The sequence below is a fragment of the Metapseudomonas cellulosilytica genome (genome assembly GCF_049334135.1).
In the GTDB taxonomy this organism is placed as follows: domain Bacteria; phylum Pseudomonadota; class Gammaproteobacteria; order Pseudomonadales; family Pseudomonadaceae; genus Metapseudomonas.
In genome coordinates this window covers 27,720-47,914 of record NZ_JBHZGN010000035.1, presented here as the reverse complement: position 1 = coordinate 47,914, position 20,195 = coordinate 27,720, and the positions used below count along the sequence as shown (strand labels likewise).

The window sequence follows — 20,195 nt, the reverse complement described above, 5'->3', positions numbered from 1 at the left end:
GCCAAGGGCAGCGCAGCTGCCCCCTTCAGGCTTGCAGGGCAGACCTGCGGTCTGCTTGGCGAATGAATTCGCCCCTACAGGGATCGGTCTCCCAGTGGGCAGCGGATTCGGTCAGAGCACCGGAAACCGGATACGGAACTCCGCCCCGCCCAACGCCGACTCCTCGAGAAACAACTCGCCGTCATAGCTCTCGACGATGTCCTTGATCACCGCAGTGCCGATACCCTGTCCCGGATGCTGGGAGTCCAGGCGCTCGCCTCGCTTGAGGATGCGTTCGCGCTGGTCCACCGGCACGCCGGGGCCGTCGTCCTCCACCCGCAGCTCGCAATGGCCGTCCTGCACCCGGGCGCTGACACGGATCTGCCCGAGACAGAGGCGAAAGGCGTTTTCCAGCAGGTTGCCGAGCATCTCCAGCAAGGCCCCATGCTCCATCGGGATCATCAGGCCCTCGTCGAAATCTCGCTGCACCCGCACGCGCTTGTCGCGATAGACCTTGTCCAGGGCTTCGCAGAGGGTATTCAGCAAAGGCGCCAATTGCACGCGGTGGCGCACCAGGCCGCTCTTGCGCAGGGAGGCGCGCTGCAGCTGGTAGCCGATCTGCTGGCTCATCCGTTCGATCTGGCCCTGCAGCACCCGCGCCTGTTCACGGTCGGCGGGCCTGGTGGCTATGGTCTCGCTGACCCCCTGCAGCACCGACAGCGGCGTCTTCAGGCTGTGGGCCAGGTCGTCCAGGGAGTTGCGATAGCGCTCGCGCTGGAGGCGCTCACTGTCCAGCAGGCGGTTGAGGGACTTGGTCAGGCGCAGCAGCTCGCGGGGGTGCTCGTCGCTCAGGCTGTCGCGGCTACCGGACTCCACCTCGTCCAGCTCGGCACTGAGCCCACGCAGGCTGCGAAAGCCCCAGGTGAGACCGAACCAGAGCAGCCCCAGCAGCACCAGCAGCGCCGCACCCAGCCAGAAGTACAGCTGCCGCACGAAGCCGTCATACATGCCCTGGTAGTTGTTGAACGATTGCATGGTGACCACGCTGTAGGCGGCCTTCTGGCCCCGCAGCAGGTCCACCTCCACGTCGTAGACGAAGAACTCGCGCCCCTCGCCGTCGGCGACCCGGAGGAACTCATGGGTCTGGCCGTCGTAGCGCGGCTGGTAGTCCATGCGCTCGTCCTGCGACGAACGCGACTGCCAGACCAGCCGCCCCTGGCTGTCATAGATGTAGCCCAGTTGGCGGGCGTCGAGGTTGTCGAACTCCTCGTTGGGCAGCTTTTCAGGCATCCGCAGTTCGCCGCTCTCCACCCGCGCCGCGGCGATCAGCGCACTGGCATCGGCCGCCAGGCGCTGCTGGATGGACTGCTCCAGGGCGATGACGAAAGCCCCGCGCAACGCCGGCAGCAACGCCAGCATGAACAGCACCGCCATCACGGCTGCGCCCAGCATCAACCGCACACGCAGGGAAGATCCCAGGCGCCGGTAGAAGTATCGCCAACGACGGGTCATCGGCAGCGCTCGGTAAACAGGTAACCCTGGCCGCGCACCGTATCGATGGGTTTGAAGCCGCTGCCGCCCTCCAGCTTGCGGCGCAGGCGCCCGACCAGCACCTCGATCACGTTGGGATCGCGCTCCTCGTCGTCGGGATAGAGCTGCTCCATCAGCCGCTCCTTGGCGACTACCTGCTGGTGATGGCGCATGAGGTATTCGAGGATGCGGTATTCGTAGGCGGTGAGCGGCAGCGTCTCGCCAACCAGCTGCGCCTGCTTGCGATTGAGGTCCAGCAGCAGCGGCCCCGCCTCGATGGTCGACTGGACGAAGCCCGAGGAACGGCGCAGCAAGGCATTGAGCCGCGCCTCCAGCTCTTCGAACTGGAAGGGTTTGACCACGTAGTCGTCGGCGCCGGAGGCCAGGCCTTCGACCTTGTCCTGCCAATTTCCGCGGGCGGTGAGGACGAGGATGGGAAAGGTCTTGCCCTGGCTGCGCAGCTGGCGGATCAGGTCCAGTCCGCTGATGCCGGGCAGGCCGAGGTCGATCACGGCCAGATCATGGTTGTATTCGGCGGCACGGTAGAGCGCTTCCTCGGCGTTCGGCACGGCGTCCACCACATGCCCCTGCTCGCCCAGGCGGGTATAGAGGTGGTGGCGCAGCAGCGCCTCGTCTTCCACGACCAGCAGTTTCATGAGCAGTTCCTCCTGTAAATGAGGCGGCCGGGCAGATGCCCGGCCGCTTGCTCGGAACGACTCAGAAGCTGTAGTTGGCGCCCAGGTAGGCTTGACCGCTGCTGCGCAGATCCACGGACCCCAGCTTGGGGCCACCCTGCTCGGCCAGGTCGACGCTGGCGTTGGTGCGCAAGTAGCGGTAACCGACCTCGATGGACGCATTCTTGTTCAGCTCCTGCAGGAGCCCCGCCTGCAGGCCGGCTGCATAGTTGATGTTGCTGTCGCGGCTGAACCCGCGGCTGTCCTGCTCCAGCTTCACCAGGCCGAGGGTGGAGCCGCCGAACAGCTTGGTGTTGTTGTCACCGAGCGGCAGGAACAGATCGTAGCTGCCAAGCAGGTTCTGCTGGCGCAGCTTGTTGCCGCTGTCGCTGTCGGAAATGTTCTCGTAGGTCAGGTAGTAGCGGCCGACATCGTCCTGTTGTCCGACACGCAGGCCCCAGGTCCCGGTCTTGTGAATCACCTTGTCCAGCGCGGGACTGGGAACCAGGTTCGCATTGAGCGAATCGGATTTCTGGATGTTGTTGTTGGTCTGGCCCCAGGTCAGGCCGACGAAGGTATCCGTGGCCTGGGCGCCTGCGGCGGCCAGGGCCAGGGTGGTAGCGAGGGCTATACGATTCAGTGCGAGTTTCATCAGGTGTACCTCTTGGGGTATGGCTGAACACGGAATGCAGGTTGCCCGCCTGCCCCTGAACCCCGCCTGAACACCTCCTGTACCAATCCTGAACACACCCCAGGTCGTTCACCCAGTCGCATCTGACGCAAAAAAAACGGGAGCCCAAACGGGCTCCCGCACTCAATTCAGAGAAAATGTCCGGAACCGGCATCGCCGGGGTTCCAGACTACAACCTCACCTGCGTTCCAGAAGAAACGCAGGGCTAGTCTGGCAAAAAGCATGGCCAGGGTTCCGTTTCGCTTTGTTTGCCATTTGCAAACATATGTAAACGGCGCCGCTGCTGGCCGATTCCGCCAACGCCGGGCAGAATGCCGCCATGACTTCGAACCACCCCGCCTGCTGCAGCCCAATCGAACCCACCTGGCCCTTCGCTGAAGTCCTGCCCGGTGTGGTCATGCGCTCCTGCTGCTTCGATCCGGGCCAACTGGCCGCTGACGACTTTTCCCGCTGCGCCATTCCCGCGCCGGCCAATATCCAGCGCTCGGTGGCCAAACGGCAGGCGGAATTCCTCGCCGGCCGCCTCTGCGCCCGCGCCGCCCTCCTCGCCCTGACCGGCAGCCCCGAAGTGCCCGCGCTGGGGGAAGATCGTGCGCCGGTCTGGCCGGCCGGCATCACCGGCAGCATCAGCCACAGCCACGGGCTGGCATCCGCCCTGGTGGCCCGCAGCGAGCAATGGCGCGGCCTTGGCCTGGACCTGGAAGAACCGCTGGCGGCCAAACGCGCGCTGCGCCTGGCCGGGGAAATCCTCACCAAAACCGAACTGCAACGCCTCGACGGCCTCACACCTGAACAGCAGGCCGAGCGCATCTCCCTGACCTTCTCCCTCAAGGAGAGCCTGTTCAAAGCGCTCTATCCCCTGGTGGGCAAGCGCTTCTATTTCCACGACGCGCAGCTGCTGGACTGCGATGGAACCCGCGCCAGGCTACGGCTGCTGATCGATCTGTCGGAAGAATGGAAAGCGGGTAGTGTCCTGGATGGCTGGTACTGCCATTTCCAGGGACGGCTGCTCAGCCTGGTGGCAGTACCGATCTGAGGCTGGCACTTGTAGGGGCGAATTCATTCGCCAAGCAGGCCGAAGGCCTGCCCTGCGGGTTTTGATGGGGCAGCTGCGCCGCCCTTGGCGAATGAATTCGCCCCCACAAGTCAATCCCACCCCAGGGATTGCCCCAGCGGCCAGGACCTACAGCGACTCCGCCTCGCTCCGCCGGCGCGGCCAGACCAGGCTGAAACGCGCGCCGCCCAGGGCCTCGCTGCGGCCGATCTGGGCGCGGCCGGCGTGCCAGTAAATGATCCGCCGCACGATGGACAGCCCCAGGCCATGGCCGCCGGAGGCACGGGTGCGGCTGTCGTCCAGGCGCATGAAGGGCTTGAAGATCTTCTCCCACTGGCTTTCCGGCACACCGGGGCCGTCATCCTCGACGTCGATGCGGCAGCGCTTGTGGCCGATCTGGTAGTTAAGCTGCACCCGCGACTCGGCATGGCGTATGGCGTTGCTCACCAGGTTCTGCAGGGCGCGGTGCAGGTAACGCGGCTCGGCCTCCACCCAGGCGCCGTCGCTGCCGACATTCAGGCACAGGCCGCGCTCGATGCGCACCGAGGCGCGCAGCGGGGAAAGCTCGGCGATCACCTGGTCGAACAGCGCATCCAGGTCCACGCGCTGGAAATGCAGGGCCGGCGAACCCTGTTCCAGGCGCGCGTAGGTCAGCATCTCGTCCACCAGCTTGTCCAGCTCCTGAATGTCGCCATCCATGCCGTCCATGTATTTGCGCCGGGCCTCTTCGGTCTCGGCATCGGCGATCATCTCCAGGCCGAAGCGCAACCGCGCCACCGGCGTGCGCAGCTCGTGGGACACCGCGCGCACCAGCTCGCGCTGCATCGTCAGCAGGCGCTGCAGCTGCACCGCCATGCCGTTGAAGGCCGCGGCCAGGCGGCCCACCGAGTCGCCTCCCCGCGCCGGCACCCGCACATCCAGATTGCCCTGGGCGATGGCGCTGGCGGCGCTCTCCAGGCCCATCAGACGGTGCTCCAGCTGGCGCACCAGGAAGTACACGGTAAGGCCGATCAGGGTCAGGCCGAGGAAACCGATCAGCACCAGCATCTGCGGCGGATAAGGGTTCATCTGGTACAGCGGCCCCATCTCGAGCACCCAGGGCGTGTCCACCATGCCGGCGAACACGCGGATAGAGTCGCCGTCCTTGCCGAGGGCCATCACGGTGTCCCCCTCATCCACCCGGCGGCGCTGGTCAGCGTCGAGGTCGGCGTCCTTCAACGGAATCAGCCGCAGGTCGAAGCCGAACTGCTTGTTGTCCTTGATCGAGGCCAGGCGCTGGGGCTGCTCGTTCACCGGGAAGCGCACCAGCTCATCCATCAGCAGGTAGACGGTGGCCCGTGCCAGCTGTTCGCTGATCTGCTCCACCTCGCCGGTAAGCATCAGCCGCTCGCCTACGCTGATCAGGCTGATCACCTGCGCCGCGTGGGGCCCGGTCTGCTCCACCAGCACCTGGCCGCGCACCAGGCGGCTGCGTGCCCGGTTGTCCAGGTTCGCACCCTCCATGGGCTGCAGCTCCAGGGGAATGCCCAGCAGGCGCCCCCAGAGCACCACCGCGCGGCGGCGCTCCACTTCATTCATGGGCTGGAGGTTGTCCGCCATCAGGCGGAACGTGCCGCGCGCCAGGCTCTCGCGGTACTGCTCGGCGCGCACCTGGTTGACCTGGTGGATGGTGAAGACGCCCAACAGCGCCACCAGCACCAGGGACACCAGCATGCCGCCGTATATGCGCAGGAAAATCGAATTCATGGACTGTCGCCCGCTCGCCGGCGGCCTTGTCAGAGACCTTCGGCGGCCTCTCTTACAAAAAGATAGCCCTTGCTGCGCACCGTCTTGATCAGACGCGGATGCATGGGGTCGTCACCGATCTTCGGGCGGATACGCGAGATGCGCACGTCGATGGAGCGGTCCTGGCCGTCGTACTCGATGCCGCGCAGGGAGTTGAAGATCTCCTCGCGGGACAGGATGCGTCCGGCATTCACCGCCAGCAGCCACAACAGGTCGAATTCGGCGCTGGTCAGCTCGATGCTGCGTGCGTTCAGCCACGCCTCGCGCATGGCGTTGTCGATCACCAGCGGACCGAACTCCAGGCGCCGCTGGTTCTCCGCCACCGGCGGCTCGGCCACCGTCTCGCTGCGCCGCAACAGGGCGCGGATGCGCGCCAGCAACACCCGCGGGCGCACCGGCTTGCACACATAGTCGTCGGCGCCCAGCTCCAGCCCCAGCACCTGGTCCATGTCATCGGTGCGCGCGGTGAGCATCAGGATCGGCCCCTCGTACTGGCCACGCAGCTTGCGGCAGATGGACAGGCCGTCCTCACCCGGCAGCATCAGGTCCAGCACCACCAGGTCCGGCCGCTCCCTGAGGATGCGCGCCACCGCCTGGCCGCCATCGGACTCGATGGCCACCTGCAGGCCGTTGCCTTCCAAGTATTCACGAGTCAGATCGGCCAGCCGCTGATCATCTTCGACAATGAGGATTCGCCAGGCTTCTTGCTCCACCACGCACTCCCGCAGACGCATCAGGACCATCGGAAAAAGGGCCCGCATTGTAGCAACGACGGACCGATAGCACAGCGCATGCCAAGCAAACTCCAAAACACAAGATATTGTGTTAGCTTGCGACGCCATCGACAGCTCCGCCAAGGCCGAAAAACATGCATTTCGGCGGCGACGAACGGCAGAGCCTAGAGCCACCGGGCCTTCGCCATCGTTACCCCGCAGTCACCCACAAATCACCCACAACTTATCCACAGGCTAGATGTTGTGGGTCGCCTTGCAATGCCCCCGATAGCGCATTATCTTGTACCCCCATCGAGCCCAGCCCCTACATATTGGGGTGAGGGCGTACCACCGGACACAATTAGAATCAAGCGCTAGAGGCTTTTTCCGAGCCCGACCACCGGTGCGTCACAAGCGGTATTTCACCCACCACCCGCCCAAAGCGAGTGGTGCCGGCCCAGGACACAAAGACCATGACTGGGGGCCGGATGCGGGTGCGGCGTGAACAGCGTCCACCACTAGGTATTGTGTTGCCACGGCGGTTTATCACCGTGGAATTGACTTGTAGGGCCAGGAAGGCACTTGAGTCCTGTCCTTCAGCCCCATCGCACTCCTTCGCGCCCGGCCCCCCGCCGTGCATACGGCGTTGTGAAAAGGGAACGAAGGCGACTCGGGCGCCCTTAGATAAATCAGAACATGGAGAACCCCATGCAGACCGACACCACTCGCGAGAACCCGCAGGCCGCAGCGCCGCAGGCCGCCGATTCCAACCAGGATCTGGCAGCAACTGCGCCCGGCCAGCTGCGCGTGATCAAACGCAACGGCACCGTCGTCGCCTACACCGACGACAAGATCACCGTTGCCATCACCAAGGCGTTCCTCGCCGTGGAAGGCGGTACTGCCGCAGCTTCTTCGCGTATCCATGAAACCGTCGCGCGCCTGACCGAGCAGGTCACCGCCACCTTCAAGCGCCGCATGCCCTCCGGCGGCACCATCCACATCGAAGAGATCCAGGACCAGGTCGAACTGGCCCTGATGCGCGCCGGCGAGCAGAAAGTCGCCCGCGACTACGTGATCTACCGCGAATCCCGCGCCCAGGAGCGCTCCAAGCGCAGCGCCGGCGCCGAAGTCGCCCAGCCGCACCCGAGCATCCGCATCACCCGTGCCGACGGCAACGTGGTTCCGCTGGACATGGGTCGCCTGACCACCATCATCAGCGAAGCCTGCGAAGCCCTGGCCGAAGTCGACGGCGCGCTGATCGAGCGTGAAACCCTGAAGAACCTGTACGACGGCGTTGCCGAGAAGGACGTCAACACCGCCCTGGTGATGACTGCCCGTACCCTGGTCGAGCGCGAGCCGAACTACTCCTACGTCACCGCCCGCCTGCTGATGGACACCCTGCGCGCCGAAGCCCTGGGCTTCCTCGGCGTCGCCGAAAGCGCCACCCATCACGAAATGGCCGACCTCTACGCCAAGGCCCTGCCGGCCTACGTCGAGAAAGGCGTCGAGTTCGAACTGCTCGACCCGCAGCTGAAGACCTTCGACCTGGAAAAACTGGGCAAGGCCATCAACCACGAGCGTGACCAGCAGTTCACCTATCTCGGCCTGCAGACCCTGTACGACCGCTACTTCATCCACAAGGACGGCATCCGTTTCGAACTGCCGCAGGTCTTCTTCATGCGCGTGGCCATGGGCCTGGCCATCGAAGAGAAGCAAAAAGAAGAGCGCGCCATCGAGTTCTACAACCTGCTGTCGTCCTTCGACTACATGAGCTCGACCCCGACCCTGTTCAACGCCGGCACCCTGCGTCCGCAGCTCTCCAGCTGCTACCTGACCACCGTTCCGGACGACCTGTCGGGCATCTACAGCGCCATCCACGACAACGCCATGCTGTCCAAATTCGCCGGCGGCCTGGGCAACGACTGGACCCCGGTGCGCGCGCTGGGCTCCTACATCAAGGGCACCAACGGCAAATCCCAGGGCGTGGTCCCGTTCCTGAAAGTGGTGAACGACACCGCCGTCGCCGTGAACCAGGGTGGCAAGCGCAAGGGCGCCGTCTGCGCGTACCTCGAAACCTGGCACATGGACATCGAAGAGTTCATCGAGCTGCGCAAGAACACCGGTGACGACCGCCGCCGTACCCACGACATGAACACCGCGAACTGGATTCCCGACCTGTTCATGAAGCGCGTGTTCGACGATGGCCAGTGGACCCTGTTCTCGCCGTCCGAAGTACCTGACCTGCACGACCTGACCGGCAAGGCCTTCGAAGAGCGCTACGAGTACTACGAAGCCCTGACCCAGTACGGCAAGATCAAGCTGTTCAAGACCATCCAGGCCAAAGACCTCTGGCGCAAGATGCTCTCGATGCTGTTCGAGACCGGCCACCCGTGGCTGACCTTCAAGGACCCGTGCAACCTGCGCAGCCCGCAGCAGCACGTGGGCGTGGTCCACAGCTCGAACCTGTGCACCGAGATCACCCTGAACACCAACAAGGACGAGATCGCGGTCTGCAACCTGGGCTCGATCAACCTGGTCAACCACATCGTCAATGGCAAGCTGGACACCGCCAAGCTCGAGAAGACCGTCAAGACCGCCGTACGCATGCTCGATAACGTTATCGACATCAACTACTACTCGGTCCCGCAGGCGCGCAACTCGAACCTCAAGCACCGTCCGGTCGGCCTCGGCATCATGGGCTTCCAGGACGCCCTGTACCTGCAGCACATCGCCTACGGCTCCGACGCAGCCATCGAGTTCGCCGACAAGTCCATGGAAGCGGTGAGCTACTACGCCATCCAGGCTTCCTGCGACCTGGCCGACGAGCGCGGCGCCTACGAGACCTTCGACGGCTCCCTGTGGTCCAAGGGCATCCTGCCGCTGGACTCCCAGCAGATCCTCATCGAAGCCCGTGGCCAGAAGTACATCGACGTCGACCTGACCGAGTCCCTGGACTGGGCTCCGGTGCGCGAGCGCGTCAAGAAAGGTATTCGTAACTCGAACATCATGGCCATCGCGCCGACCGCGACCATCGCCAATATCACCGGCGTATCGCAGTCCATCGAGCCGACCTACCAGAACCTCTACGTGAAGTCGAACCTCTCCGGCGAGTTCACCGTGATCAACCCCTACCTGGTTCACGACCTGAAAGCCCGTGGCCTGTGGGACCCGGTCATGGTCAACGACCTGAAGTACTACGACGGCTCCGTGCAGCAGATCGAGCGCATCCCGCAAGACCTGAAGGACCTGTACGCCACCGCCTTCGAAGTCGAGACCAAGTGGATCGTCGACGCCGCCAGCCGCCGCCAGAAGTGGATCGATCAGGCCCAGTCCCTGAACCTCTACATCGCCGGCGCCTCGGGCAAGAAGCTGGACGTGACCTACCGCATGGCCTGGTACCGTGGCCTGAAGACCACCTACTACCTCCGTGCCCTGGCCGCCACCAGCACCGAGAAGTCGACCATCAACACCGGCAAGCTGAACGCGGTTTCCGCGGGTGGCAGCGAAACACTGCAAGCCGCTCCGGCTCCGCAGGCCCAGCCGCAGCCGGCTCCCGTTCCGAAAGCGTGCTCCATCGACAACCCGGACTGCGAAGCCTGCCAATAGGATTCATAAGGTATTAAACGTATACTTTGTGAATAACAAGACCCTCCAAGCCCTTACACCATAGGGGCTTGGAGGGTTTACTTGCTGTATACCCACTCCTATACTTCCCGCCCTATACAGTTCATAGGTCGGAAACGTATACATTGGCTAGTTTTTCCATTCGATCCTTCACGGCGACAGATGACCTTCCCATGGTGGTGCTGGTCGATGAGGAAGGACGTCCGCTATTCCTCCCCAATGTCTACGCAACCCTCCGATACCGAGACGTAGGTTTCGCAGCCACCACCACCGAAAAGGTGCTCCGCTCGATAGGGATGGCCTATCTCTGGGCGGTCGGTCGGAAGATCGATCTGGACAAAGCTCTCTACTCCGAAGAGTTCCTCTCGATTGAGCAATGCGAAGACCTGGCCTTCTTTCTTCGGCTTGACCGGGGCGCTCAAGACCAGATCGTACGGGAGTCTCTCACCCCCCCTGTGCGCCGGATCACACGCCTGGAGCAGGTGCGGCGTGGAGCAAGCCCCAACCCCCCAAGGACAATGATCTCCGCTGTGGAGGGGGGTTACCGTATTCGCACGGTGGCGAACTTCTTGCAGTTCAACCATGAGCGGATCAAGCCGAAAGCCTCTGACAAGCCCCGCAAGGAGCTAATCAAGGCTCGGGAAATGGCCATTGCGTACCTCCGCGCCCAAGAGCCTCGGGCAGTGCCCGGCGACGAAGGCGACGCTCCGGAGGGCCTTGGGGAGGACGTGATGAGCGCGCTGGACGCAGCCTTTGAGCCAGGCTCCGAAAGCAACCCGTTCCAGTCCGAGTTCAACCAGTACCGGAACCACCTGATGTACTGGCTCTTCGTAGAGACCGCCATCAGACGCAGTGAACTGCGATATCTCCGCGTAGAAGACATCGATCATGCCGCACGCAGGGTTAGGGTTCGAGTTTCCAAAACAGTCTCTCGAAGCCTACCCATCTCGGAAGAAACCGCACTTGAGTTCCATGGGTTCGTCATGAAGCATTGGGCCAAGATTCCCGTTCATGCCAGAAAACATGGCTACCTCTTTACAACCGCCAATGGCGATCACCTCTCGAAGGAGGCGATCAACTTGGTATTCCGGGAAGTCCGTCGCAAGAGTGGTTTGCCGGATAGTGTTGCCCCGCACGCACTGCGCAGAACCTGGAATGATCGATTGAGCCGAAAGATCGATGCCCTTCCTCCAGAGCAGCGAATGAAGCCGGAAGCAGAAAAGCAAGTCAGAAACCGGCTGAACGGCTGGTCTAAGAAATCAAACATGACTGAGCGTTACGCTAGACGCCATATTCGCGAGAAGGCTGACAAAATCGCTGAAGAGTTGGCAAACGACCTGAGAAACAAAGAAGAAAAACCGGAATGATTTCAAGCAAAACCACTAACAAGGGCCTAGAGAACAATCTAAGCCAAGCAGATAAAGTTGTTTTGCTTGACGGACGCATAATCGAAATAAGCATCGGTCAATTGCATTCGCTTACTGACCGAGATGGAAACTCTACGCAATTGCGACTGGACACCCTTAAGACTGAAAATGCTTTTCATGAAAGCATTTACACCTGCATTAAAACGACACTCGCAACCCATAGCATTTCTTATAACAGAACCATTCTCTACGCCGTTATGCATTGGCTCGAACTGCCTGAAATGCAGTTTACCTCGCATATCGATATCGCCGAAATAAACTTACTCAACAATATCCCGATGGATTACCGGGCCTTTGTCATCCCTTTGCTTCGCCGGATTTCCGCCCTCCAACTCTCTGGACTTTCAGAAAGCGCCATTGACTTCTTGAAGCATTCCCATAGATGGGAGGAGAAGAGCAACGGCGCGTACTACGGTCTCATCACCAACGACCCAGAAAGAGGCGCACTTACGGAGCAGGAAACTCATAATATCCACAATCAGCTACATCGCGCATACTCTGGCGGAACAATTTCGCTAGTTGATTACACGCTGTGTTGGTTCTTTATTGGCACCGGGGTTAGACCATCCCAAGCCAGAAGAATGAAAAAGAAAGACGTCATAATACATAGCACAGAGGGCATGGAAGTAACGCTTAAAGTTCCTCTCGCCAAAGGCGAGATGACTGTAGCTATGGAGTACTGGTCGCGACGCGCCCCAACAGTGCTTGCAGAGTGCCTAATTAGCTATCTGGAAAGTCCCGCGATGAAGGCAAAGAGCAATGAAGACCCGCTCTTTGATACGGCATCCTCAAAAGCCCTGGGCTCTCGCATGAGCTATGTAATCCGTAGGCTAGATACTTACTCAGAACGGCTCGGGGCAAAGATCCCAATCACGCCATATCGCTTCCGATACACCTTGGCCACGAGAGCCTTGGCACAGGGAGCATCCGACTACGAAGTCGCTCGCCTCCTGACGCACCGTAGCACCTCATGCATTCAGTTCTACCGAGCATCCATGCCTGAGCTTCAGAAACCCATCCGTGAAGCTCTAGGGAAGGAAATGACCTATTTCGCCAATGCATTCCAGGGCAAGGTCATCTCGGGACTGCATGAGGCCACCAGGGCCGGCGAATCTGATGCAGTCATCAGTGATTTCCTGAGGCTGATGGGTCAGCCCGTAGGCGCCTGCGGAACCCGTGCGGAATGCCACCAGAACGCCCCTGTCGCATGCCTCGCGGGATGTGCCCATTTTGAGCCCTTGCTGAGCGCTCCCTGGGAAACTTTGATGGCCTCCCTTGTTGCCGACCAAGAACTTGAGACAGAGCCCAGAATCCGCCAGATCAATCACAGCGCAATGTCTGCTATCCAGCAAATCATCTCGCTCCGCACTGAATCCGAAGAAGTAGTTTAAATGGGCGAAATCGTACACTTTGTTGGTAGAGATGAGCTTAGCGCCAAGGAGAATCTTGAGGCATACATAGCGCATGCCAAGAAAAACTTTCCCTTCACTGATGTGGACTGGACGAGCAATAGCTGGAACATCACCACCTTCATTATTGGAAGAGCCCAGGGGAAGATCAAAAATATTGCGCACTTTAAGTCTTTACGCGATGAGTCGGGCAACAAATCCACGGTTCAAATTCCTTTCGACAATAACTTCCTGAACTTCGCCAAAGCTGCGTTCAGTGAGGTAATGCGCCGCCTTCGCCTTAAGGAATTTAGACGCCATCTGTATGCACTCCAATCGGTTGAGCAGGCGTTAATTGATGCCAAATTGAAGCCATGCATCACCCAAGTAACCCCCGCCGTTTTAGACGCCGCAGCGGAACTGCTGAAAGTCCGTTTCAGCGATCCTTGGAGCACAGCACGAATTCTTGAAAGACTTGTCACCGAGATTATCAATCCAGCGCGACTAACTCCTCTGCTCGTAGAATGGCGAAGCCCTATCAAGTACCAGCCACCAACCAGAAACGACAAGGTTGCCCCCAAACAATCTGAGAAGGCTGTTCAACGGCTTCCGTCGCTTGAGTCGATATTGGCACTCGCTGAAATCCACCATAAGAGCGAACATGTTCCGGATAGAATTACAACATGCTTCGTAACCTTAGCCATGTACGCCCCCAGTCGCTCAGCGGAGATTTTGAGTCTTCCAGTGGACTGCATTCGTCCGGCAGACACCAATGATGGCCCCATACTGGGCATTGCTTGGGCTCCGGCAAAAGGTGCCCCACCACTCACCAAGTTTTCTGCCTCTGCTGAGTTTGAGGCCGTAGTAGAAGATACCGTCAAATACCTTGTTGATCTTGGTGCTCCAGCTCGCATTGCTGCGGCCTGGTATGCAAAGAATCCTGACAAAATATTCCTTCCACCAGGAACAGAGCATCTACGTGGGCGACCTGTAACGCTGTATGAAGTGACCACCATACTTGGAAAAAAGACCACCATCGAAAGCAGCAGTGTATCTCAATACGGTCTGATAAGAAGTAATGACCATACCACTGACAAATCCCGAATGGGGCCTAATGCGCAAAAGGCTCGTTGGGTTGCATTGTACGAATTCGACTCCCTGGAAGAATTCGTACTGGCAAAGTTGCCGAGCATTTTTCCGATTCTCGACGGGCATACCAGAATCAAATGGCATGAAGCTTTATTCATGTTCCCTGAGCACATCCTGATGCCGTATGCAGAACCTTTGCTCTACGTTCCCTCGCCTCTGTCGACGAACCAGATCAACAATCAGCTGGGCGCCAATCCCGGAGGAATCACGGTCTTCAGTCGGAACGGCAAGGTGAACCCCGATGGCAGCCCAATCGCTATCACTACGCATGACTTCCGGCACCTACTGAACACGCTTGCACAGAGCAAGCACCTGAGCGAGTCGCTGATCGCATTTTGGTCGGGGCGCAAAAACGTCGGGCAGAACGAATGGTACGACCACCTGCCTCAGGAAGCCTTCATTGAGGCCTACCTGAAGCTCGGAGACCAGGCACAGCCGGTGAACGTCCACGGGCACCTGGAAGCAAAGGTGACCTCGATCTCCATTGGTCACGGGCTTACCCGCGAAGAGGCCCTACGTCTTGAGCTGGGTGCCACGCACCGCACTCGCTACGGTATCTGTCGTCATGAGCATGCGCTCACGCCCTGTCCCAAGGACAAGGATTGCGTGACCTGTACCGAGCACACGTTTGTGAAGGGCGACAAACGCCACCATGAAGAAGCCGTGTTCCAGTTCAAGCTGCACGAGAAAGCGGTTGCCGACGCCGAGAAGGCCGTTGAGCGGGGCGAGCCAGGAGCGTCCCGTTGGTTGAAGCTCCATCAGCCCAAACTCGAACGGTGGCGTCTCGTGCTCGACATGATGAACGACCCTGCGATACCTGACGGCACGCTGCTCACCCTGCCGCCGCCTGACAACGCGCAGTCGAAAGCTGGCTTGGCGGAGGCTGTGAGGATCGTCAACGCTGACGGCAAGGCAATTGAGATCCAAGATGCTGATGCCGCCGCAGATAAGGATGAAGAGTTGTTGCTGGAAATGGGGTTCTTCTAAATGGGCGCACCAAAACTCACTGATGCTGGCATCGAGAAGGCCGTCCGCCTATTGGATGGATGGGCCGGCAAGCTGACCTGGGATCGCTATCTAGCGATGCTGGAAGTCGAGATAGGCCACAAGTACACCAAGGCCGCCATGCTCAGACATCCCCGGATCAAAGCCGCCTGGGATCACGCGAAAGAGCTGGTAAAGGATGGTGAAGGGATCAGCATCCCTCGCAGCGCCATCGAGACGGAGAAGGCCTTGGAACGCGTTCGGCTGCTAGAGGCACGAGTGGATCGCCTGACCCGCGAAAACAACGCGCTCCTGGAGCAGTTCGTTCGGTGGAGCCACAACGCCGCGCGGAAAGGCCTCACTCTGGAAGACCTTGATCTTCCCCTGCCATACGCCAAGCCAAAGGAAATCCGCTAAGTCAGATTGCGCCTGACGGACGGCCATGCAATGTGGCCATTCAGCGGAAAATTGACCTAGAACCAACAAATTTTTAGGGTCGAAATTTCGTCTGATTCGCGTATACTTCCGGCACGAAAAAGCGGGGTAAAACCCGCTGATGTATACGCTTTTCAGAAGTAGATTTTCGTGAGACCGAGCGAAAGCCGCGTAAGTAGGGCTGCATAGAGAAGTATACGATCTTATCTATAACGCTTTTGCCAATAACAGGCCGCCCCCTCCCCTCTCCCTCTGGGAGAGGGGCGCTTCTCCCCCCTCTCCCAGAGGGAGAGGGGCCGGGGAGAGGGCAAGAACCGCAGCACCGAAATCCAAACAGCCACACCCACAAACCGGGTGTGCACAGGCCAGGGCAATCCACCGCCCGGCCATGAACCACCGCTTTAGCGTGCGCCACCATTCACGCATCCAGACACCAGGAGAGGAACAATGCTCAGCTGGGACGAATTCGACAAAGAAGACCCCACCGAAGCCAAGGCAGCCCCCGCTATTGCTCAAGCCGCCGCCAAAGCCATCGACAAGCTCGACGACGAAGCCGCCGGCTCCGTTGAAGACGCCCGCGCCGTATCGGCCGACGACTCCGACGCCGTCGCCCGCGCCAAGAAGGCCCTGGACGCCCTCGACATCCAGGAAGGCCTGGACGACCTCGAAGGCTCCGCCGCGCGCGTGCAGGTTGGCGACAAGCAGATGATCAACGCCCGCGCCGACCTCAACCAGCTCGTACCCTTCAAGTACGACTGGGCCTGGCAGAAGTACCTGGATGGCTGCGCCAACCACTGGATGCCCCAGGAAGTGAACATGAACGCCGACATTGCCCTGTGGAAGAGCAAGGACGGCCTCAGCGAAGACGAGCGCCGCATCGTGATGCGCAACCTCGGCTTCTTCTCCACCGCCGACTCCCTGGTTGCCAACAACCTGGTGCTGGCCGTGTACCGCCTGATCACCAACCCCGAATGCCGCCAGTACATCCTGCGCCAGGCCTTCGAAGAGGCGATCCACACCCACGCCTACCAGTACTGCATCGAGTCGCTGGGCATGGATGAAGGCGAGATCTTCAACATGTACCACGAGATCCCGAGCGTCGCGAAAAAGGCCTCCTGGGGCCTGAAGTACACCCGCTCGATCTCCGATCCGGAATTCAAGACCGGCACCCCGGAAACCGACCGCCAGTTCCTGCGCAACCTGATCGCCTACTACTGCGTACTGGAAGGCATCTTCTTCTACTGCGGCTTCACCCAGATCCTCTCCATGGGCCGCCGCAACAAGATGACCGGCACCGCCGAGCAGTTCCAGTACATCCTGCGTGACGAGTCCATGCACCTGAACTTCGGCATCGACGTGATCAACCAGATCAAGATCGAAAACCCGCACCTGTGGGATGCCCAGATGAAGGACGAAGCCACCCAGATGATCCTGCAGGGCACCCAGCTCGAGATCGAATACGCTCGCGACACCATGCCGCGCGGCGTACTGGGCATGAACGCCGCGATGATGGAGGACTACCTCAAGTTCATCGCCAACCGCCGCCTGACCCAGATCGGCCTGAAAGAGGAATACCCGGGCGCCACCAACCCGTTCCCGTGGATGTCCGAAATCATGGACCTGAAGAAGGAAAAGAACTTCTTCGAGACGCGCGTCATTGAATACCAAACTGGTGGCGCGCTGAGCTGGGATTGATTCCGGGTCAAACCATTAGGAAAAAATAAACGCTTTACCTGAAATGGAAGTTCGGGGTGGCGATAGAAAGACGAAGCCCCGCCTAGTGCGGGGCTTTTTGCTTTAACAACTGAATGGATGTGTTCGGCAGGAAACGACCAGTAGAGGTCGTTTGAAGATAGCCAATTCTGCTTCCGATCCGATCTGGAATGCTGGCTACCAAGCTAGGGGCGATTCACTACTCACCTGACTAAAGGGCGCAATTCAATGTGACCTTGATCAGCTCTATCTCGGTAGTTTGATAATCAAACCCGTGGACTCTGTATGATTCAACTCTATCGTCATTTCAACGCTCACGGAGAGCTCCTTTACGTCGGCATCTCCAAGTCCGCTTTCGACCGGTACATGCAGCACAAGTACGGTTCTAAGTGGTCCGATGAAATTCGCAGTATGACAATCGAATACTTCCCATCACGCGCAGAAGCAGAGAAAGCTGAGCGGAGTGCAATCATCGCTGAAAACCCTCTTTGGAACGTCACACACAATCAATCTGGAAAACCTCAGAAAACCCTAAAACCGGTAACACTCAGGAAGGTTAAGACTAAGTGGACGTTCGATATCGACGAAGCTGTCGCCCGAATCAATTTCACTGCGAAGTCGATGGAAAAAATTCGTCAAGCTGCAACCAGTGCTTTCCAAACAATGCCGGATGGCCATTTCCACATCACCACAAAAATACCGATGACCAGCGCAGAACTAGGGCTTGCTGAGCTTTTTGAGCACGGTCGATTTAAGCTTACGGGCGGCGGCATCAACATATGCACTGGTATTCGTAAATCAGAGGTCAAGGTTATAGAGCATGAGGTCTCACTGATCAGTTCAGTCTTCTTGAGTAGGGATTTGCTCAATGACGAGAGCATGAAGCCATACGTGGCCCAACTCATGCCAGCACTGGATAGATACGCACAGGCGTACGAGTACCTCACAGCCTGACGCCGACCAGCGAGGTAGCCTGGAAGTCCGCAGTTCGACACGAACGCAAACCTTACCGTAGGGTGGATGACGCTCTTTTCATCCACCGCTTTACAAGGCCCCCCCAAAGACTCAAGGAAGACTCATGTCCAACTACCGCCGTGCACGGATGCCGGGCGGCACGTACTTCTTCACCGTCAACCTGCGCGACCGCCGCGACAATCTGCTGGTGCGCGAAATCGACCTGCTGCGCACCGTGGTCCGCACGGCAAAGCAACGTCACCCCTTCCATATCGATGCCTGGGTGGTGCTGCCCGAGCATATGCACTGTCTCTGGACCCTACCTCCCGGCGACAGGGCCTATGCGGATCGTTGGAAGGCAATCAAGTTTGCCTTTTCCAAACGGTTGGCGAACGCGGAACAACGCACCGATATCCACCAAAAGCGTGGGGAACGGGGAATCTGGCAGCGTCGCTATTGGGAACACCTGATCCGCGATGACCTCGATTACCAGCGACATTTCGATTACATCCACTTCAATCCGGTGAAGCATGGTCATGTGCAATGCGTGCGAGATTGGCCGTATTCGAGTTTTCACCGAGCGGTGCGGGATGGGATTTATCCGGTGGATTGGGCGGGGAATGCTTCGGAGAACGATGCGGGTAATTGGGGTGAATGAGCGGGGGATCGGCTCAGCTTGGTGGATGAAAAGAGCGTCATCCACCCTACACGGCTTCACGCCTCCCAATCAGCCAAATCCCACGCTGCAACTGCATTGCCGCTCTCCCGCTCTGCCCATAGCCTCTGTCCCCGGCGCCTAAGAAACGCTTACTCACACAGCGGACCAACCGCTCCCGAAAGCTCAGCGGCTTTTTTGTGCTCGCGGCATACTCGCACCCGCACAAAACCTCTGCTCTGTCGGGAGTGGGCTAATACAAAACCCGAAAGGGGAATACGCCCGGCCTCTGTGTGGGTTTCTTAACTCCCGACGCCAACAGCCCTAAGAAAGCTGTCGACTACACGCAGAGGTAATGGATATGCCTGAATTCCCCCAGTTTCACCCCGCCCCTCCCCCGCACGCCGAAGTCCTGATGCCCGCCACCTTCATCCGCCACAAGCGCCAGTTGCGTGCGGTGCTGCTGGATGAAGAGCCCTGGTTTTCTGCCAGCGACCTTGCCCGGCTGATCAACCACGCACCACTGCCCGAACGGGTGCCTCGCAACCTGGATGAAGACCAGTTGCAACGAGTCTGGATGCGCAACAGCCACGGCGACTTCGAGCAGGAATTGCTGATCAGCGAGTCCGGCGTCTACGCCGTGCTGATCCTCTACTACCACCCCGAAAACCGCTGCATCCGCCAATGGCTGACCCGCAAGGTGATTCCTCGCCTACGGGAAAAGGAACGCTTCGACGGCAGAGGCCCCTACCGCGAGGTAATCCAGTGGCAGGCACGGGATATAGAGGTGCTGCATTGGCAGGGCAAGGCGTGGTTGTATCTGGGCGATTGCCCGGACCTGCTCCAGCGCACGCCGCTTGTGATCGGCTGATCTGAAGCGGTGCTCAGCAAGCGGAGCGATGCCCACCGCGACAAGATTGATGGGTTTCGCTCCGCTCTACCCATCCTACGAATCTGTAGAGCAACTTGCAGGCCACAGGGATCAAAGTGTGATGGTGGCAGCCGGATAGAACAAAACATTAAGAACGAAGAGAATCACCCAGAATCCGATCTCTAATGTTTCGGTAATCGGCTGAATGCGTCTGATTGCACCGTATACGTGCACGACAAACATCAGGGTGAACACCAGAAAAAGAATATCGAAGGAATAGCTGTAACTGGTACCAGTCGTGACAGAGCGCAGCATGGTTATTTCAACGATGAGGATAAAAGCGCCGAGGCATCGACCGAAGTAAATAGCCAGGTGCTGATGTTCCGGAATTGTCCAGCGCATGGCTCTGGCCCAGGCTAGCGGGGAAATTAATATGGGCAGGGCAAAAAACAGTGTGGTCACGACCATCAGGGTGGCGATGTATTCCTTGCTGTATTGCGCGTAGTAACCGAGCATCACCGAACTCCTTGTTCCGCGGCCACAGGATGGGCACTGCTGAATAGTTATTG

At 59.6% G+C, this 20,195-nt stretch carries 16 protein-coding genes; 10 read left to right on the top strand and 6 right to left on the bottom strand.

All coding sequences use genetic code 11. The features are described from left to right. Positions 1-111 precede the first annotated feature (111 nt). The 3 genes from ACFW0H_RS27960 to ACFW0H_RS27950 all read right to left on the bottom strand — a co-directional run bounded on the left by ACFW0H_RS27960 (position 112) and on the right by ACFW0H_RS27950 (position 2,835). Complete coding sequence (locus ACFW0H_RS27960) at positions 112-1,491, bottom strand: ATP-binding protein (RefSeq protein WP_422917107.1); 1,380 nt, start codon at positions 1,489-1,491, stop codon at positions 112-114. Further along, positions 1,488-2,165, bottom strand: a complete 678-nt coding sequence (locus ACFW0H_RS27955; protein WP_422917106.1) for a response regulator — start codon at positions 2,163-2,165, stop codon at positions 1,488-1,490. Before ACFW0H_RS27955 ends, ACFW0H_RS27960 begins: the two co-directional genes overlap by 4 nt. 61 nt (positions 2,166-2,226) lie before the next feature. Continuing rightward, complete coding sequence (locus ACFW0H_RS27950) at positions 2,227-2,835, bottom strand: hypothetical protein (protein WP_422917105.1); 609 nt, start codon at positions 2,833-2,835, stop codon at positions 2,227-2,229. Between the two features lie 358 nt (positions 2,836-3,193). Here ACFW0H_RS27950 and ACFW0H_RS27945 point away from each other — a divergent pair, with 358 nt between their 5' ends. Continuing rightward, positions 3,194-3,910, top strand: a complete 717-nt coding sequence (locus ACFW0H_RS27945; protein WP_422917104.1) for a 4'-phosphopantetheinyl transferase family protein — start codon at positions 3,194-3,196, stop codon at positions 3,908-3,910. Between the two features lie 147 nt (positions 3,911-4,057). On the opposite strand, the gene ACFW0H_RS27940 is transcribed toward ACFW0H_RS27945, so the two are convergent. Together ACFW0H_RS27940 and ACFW0H_RS27935 are read right to left on the bottom strand one after the other, a co-directional pair. Next, a complete protein-coding gene (locus ACFW0H_RS27940) occupies positions 4,058-5,674 on the bottom strand; it encodes an ATP-binding protein (protein ID WP_422917103.1) in 1,617 nt (538 codons plus the stop codon). Between the two features lie 29 nt (positions 5,675-5,703). Next, complete coding sequence (locus ACFW0H_RS27935) at positions 5,704-6,426, bottom strand: response regulator (RefSeq protein WP_422917102.1); 723 nt, start codon at positions 6,424-6,426, stop codon at positions 5,704-5,706. A 708-nt stretch (positions 6,427-7,134) separates the two neighbouring features. On the opposite strand from ACFW0H_RS27935, the gene ACFW0H_RS27930 reads away from it, so the two are divergent. From ACFW0H_RS27930 to ACFW0H_RS27890, 9 genes are all read left to right on the top strand, one after another. Then, positions 7,135-10,032, top strand: a complete 2,898-nt coding sequence (locus ACFW0H_RS27930) for a ribonucleoside-diphosphate reductase subunit alpha (RefSeq protein ID WP_422917101.1) — start codon at positions 7,135-7,137, stop codon at positions 10,030-10,032. Between the two features lie 191 nt (positions 10,033-10,223). Next, positions 10,224-11,417, top strand: a complete 1,194-nt coding sequence (locus ACFW0H_RS27925) for a tyrosine-type recombinase/integrase (protein ID WP_422917100.1) — start codon at positions 10,224-10,226, stop codon at positions 11,415-11,417. After that, positions 11,414-12,868: a tyrosine-type recombinase/integrase gene (locus ACFW0H_RS27920; protein WP_422917099.1), complete on the top strand. Its 1,455-nt coding sequence runs from the start codon at positions 11,414-11,416 to the stop codon at positions 12,866-12,868. The genes ACFW0H_RS27925 and ACFW0H_RS27920 overlap by 4 nt, the downstream gene beginning before the upstream one ends. Further along, positions 12,869-15,001 carry a hypothetical protein gene (locus tag ACFW0H_RS27915; RefSeq protein ID WP_422917098.1) on the top strand — a complete coding sequence of 711 codons (2,133 nt, stop codon included), beginning with the start codon at positions 12,869-12,871 and terminating at the stop codon, positions 14,999-15,001. Beyond that, the gene (locus ACFW0H_RS27910; protein ID WP_422917097.1) at positions 15,002-15,415 is read left to right on the top strand and encodes a hypothetical protein; all 414 of its coding nucleotides are present in this window, start codon (positions 15,002-15,004) and stop codon (positions 15,413-15,415) included. A 465-nt stretch (positions 15,416-15,880) separates the two neighbouring features. Then, positions 15,881-17,128: a ribonucleotide-diphosphate reductase subunit beta gene (locus ACFW0H_RS27905; RefSeq protein ID WP_422917096.1), complete on the top strand. Its 1,248-nt coding sequence runs from the start codon at positions 15,881-15,883 to the stop codon at positions 17,126-17,128. Positions 17,129-17,431: 303 nt separating this feature from the next. Continuing rightward, on the top strand, positions 17,432-18,100 hold the full coding sequence (locus tag ACFW0H_RS27900) for a hypothetical protein (protein WP_422917095.1): 669 nt from the start codon (positions 17,432-17,434) through the stop codon (positions 18,098-18,100). A gap of 124 nt (positions 18,101-18,224) precedes the next feature. Continuing rightward, positions 18,225-18,758 carry an REP-associated tyrosine transposase gene (locus ACFW0H_RS27895; RefSeq protein WP_422917094.1) on the top strand — a complete coding sequence of 178 codons (534 nt, stop codon included), beginning with the start codon at positions 18,225-18,227 and terminating at the stop codon, positions 18,756-18,758. 412 nt (positions 18,759-19,170) lie between these two features. Continuing rightward, a complete protein-coding gene (locus tag ACFW0H_RS27890) occupies positions 19,171-19,626 on the top strand; it encodes a BRO-N domain-containing protein (protein WP_422917093.1) in 456 nt (151 codons plus the stop codon). 111 nt (positions 19,627-19,737) lie between these two features. On the opposite strand, the gene ACFW0H_RS27885 is transcribed toward ACFW0H_RS27890, so the two are convergent. Further along, entirely contained in the window at positions 19,738-20,142 is a 405-nt protein-coding gene (locus ACFW0H_RS27885) for a hypothetical protein (RefSeq protein WP_422917092.1), read from the bottom strand. Positions 20,143-20,195 lie beyond the last annotated feature (53 nt).

Coding starts and splice junctions, on each gene's coding strand:
- ACFW0H_RS27960 (WP_422917107.1), bottom strand. CDS start 1,491: ATGACCCGTCGTTGGCGATACTTCTACCGGCGCCTGGGATCTTCCCTG.
- ACFW0H_RS27955 (WP_422917106.1), bottom strand. CDS start 2,165: ATGAAACTGCTGGTCGTGGAAGACGAGGCGCTGCTGCGCCACCACCTC.
- ACFW0H_RS27950 (WP_422917105.1), bottom strand. CDS start 2,835: ATGAAACTCGCACTGAATCGTATAGCCCTCGCTACCACCCTGGCCCTG.
- ACFW0H_RS27945 (WP_422917104.1), top strand. CDS start 3,194: ATGACTTCGAACCACCCCGCCTGCTGCAGCCCAATCGAACCCACCTGG.
- ACFW0H_RS27940 (WP_422917103.1), bottom strand. CDS start 5,674: ATGAATTCGATTTTCCTGCGCATATACGGCGGCATGCTGGTGTCCCTG.
- ACFW0H_RS27930 (WP_422917101.1), top strand. CDS start 7,135: ATGCAGACCGACACCACTCGCGAGAACCCGCAGGCCGCAGCGCCGCAG.
- ACFW0H_RS27925 (WP_422917100.1), top strand. CDS start 10,224: ATGGTGGTGCTGGTCGATGAGGAAGGACGTCCGCTATTCCTCCCCAAT.
- ACFW0H_RS27920 (WP_422917099.1), top strand. CDS start 11,414: ATGATTTCAAGCAAAACCACTAACAAGGGCCTAGAGAACAATCTAAGC.
- ACFW0H_RS27915 (WP_422917098.1), top strand. CDS start 12,869: ATGGGCGAAATCGTACACTTTGTTGGTAGAGATGAGCTTAGCGCCAAG.
- ACFW0H_RS27910 (WP_422917097.1), top strand. CDS start 15,002: ATGGGCGCACCAAAACTCACTGATGCTGGCATCGAGAAGGCCGTCCGC.
- ACFW0H_RS27905 (WP_422917096.1), top strand. CDS start 15,881: ATGCTCAGCTGGGACGAATTCGACAAAGAAGACCCCACCGAAGCCAAG.
- ACFW0H_RS27900 (WP_422917095.1), top strand. CDS start 17,432: ATGATTCAACTCTATCGTCATTTCAACGCTCACGGAGAGCTCCTTTAC.
- ACFW0H_RS27895 (WP_422917094.1), top strand. CDS start 18,225: ATGTCCAACTACCGCCGTGCACGGATGCCGGGCGGCACGTACTTCTTC.
- ACFW0H_RS27890 (WP_422917093.1), top strand. CDS start 19,171: ATGCCCGCCACCTTCATCCGCCACAAGCGCCAGTTGCGTGCGGTGCTG.
- ACFW0H_RS27885 (WP_422917092.1), bottom strand. CDS start 20,142: ATGCTCGGTTACTACGCGCAATACAGCAAGGAATACATCGCCACCCTG.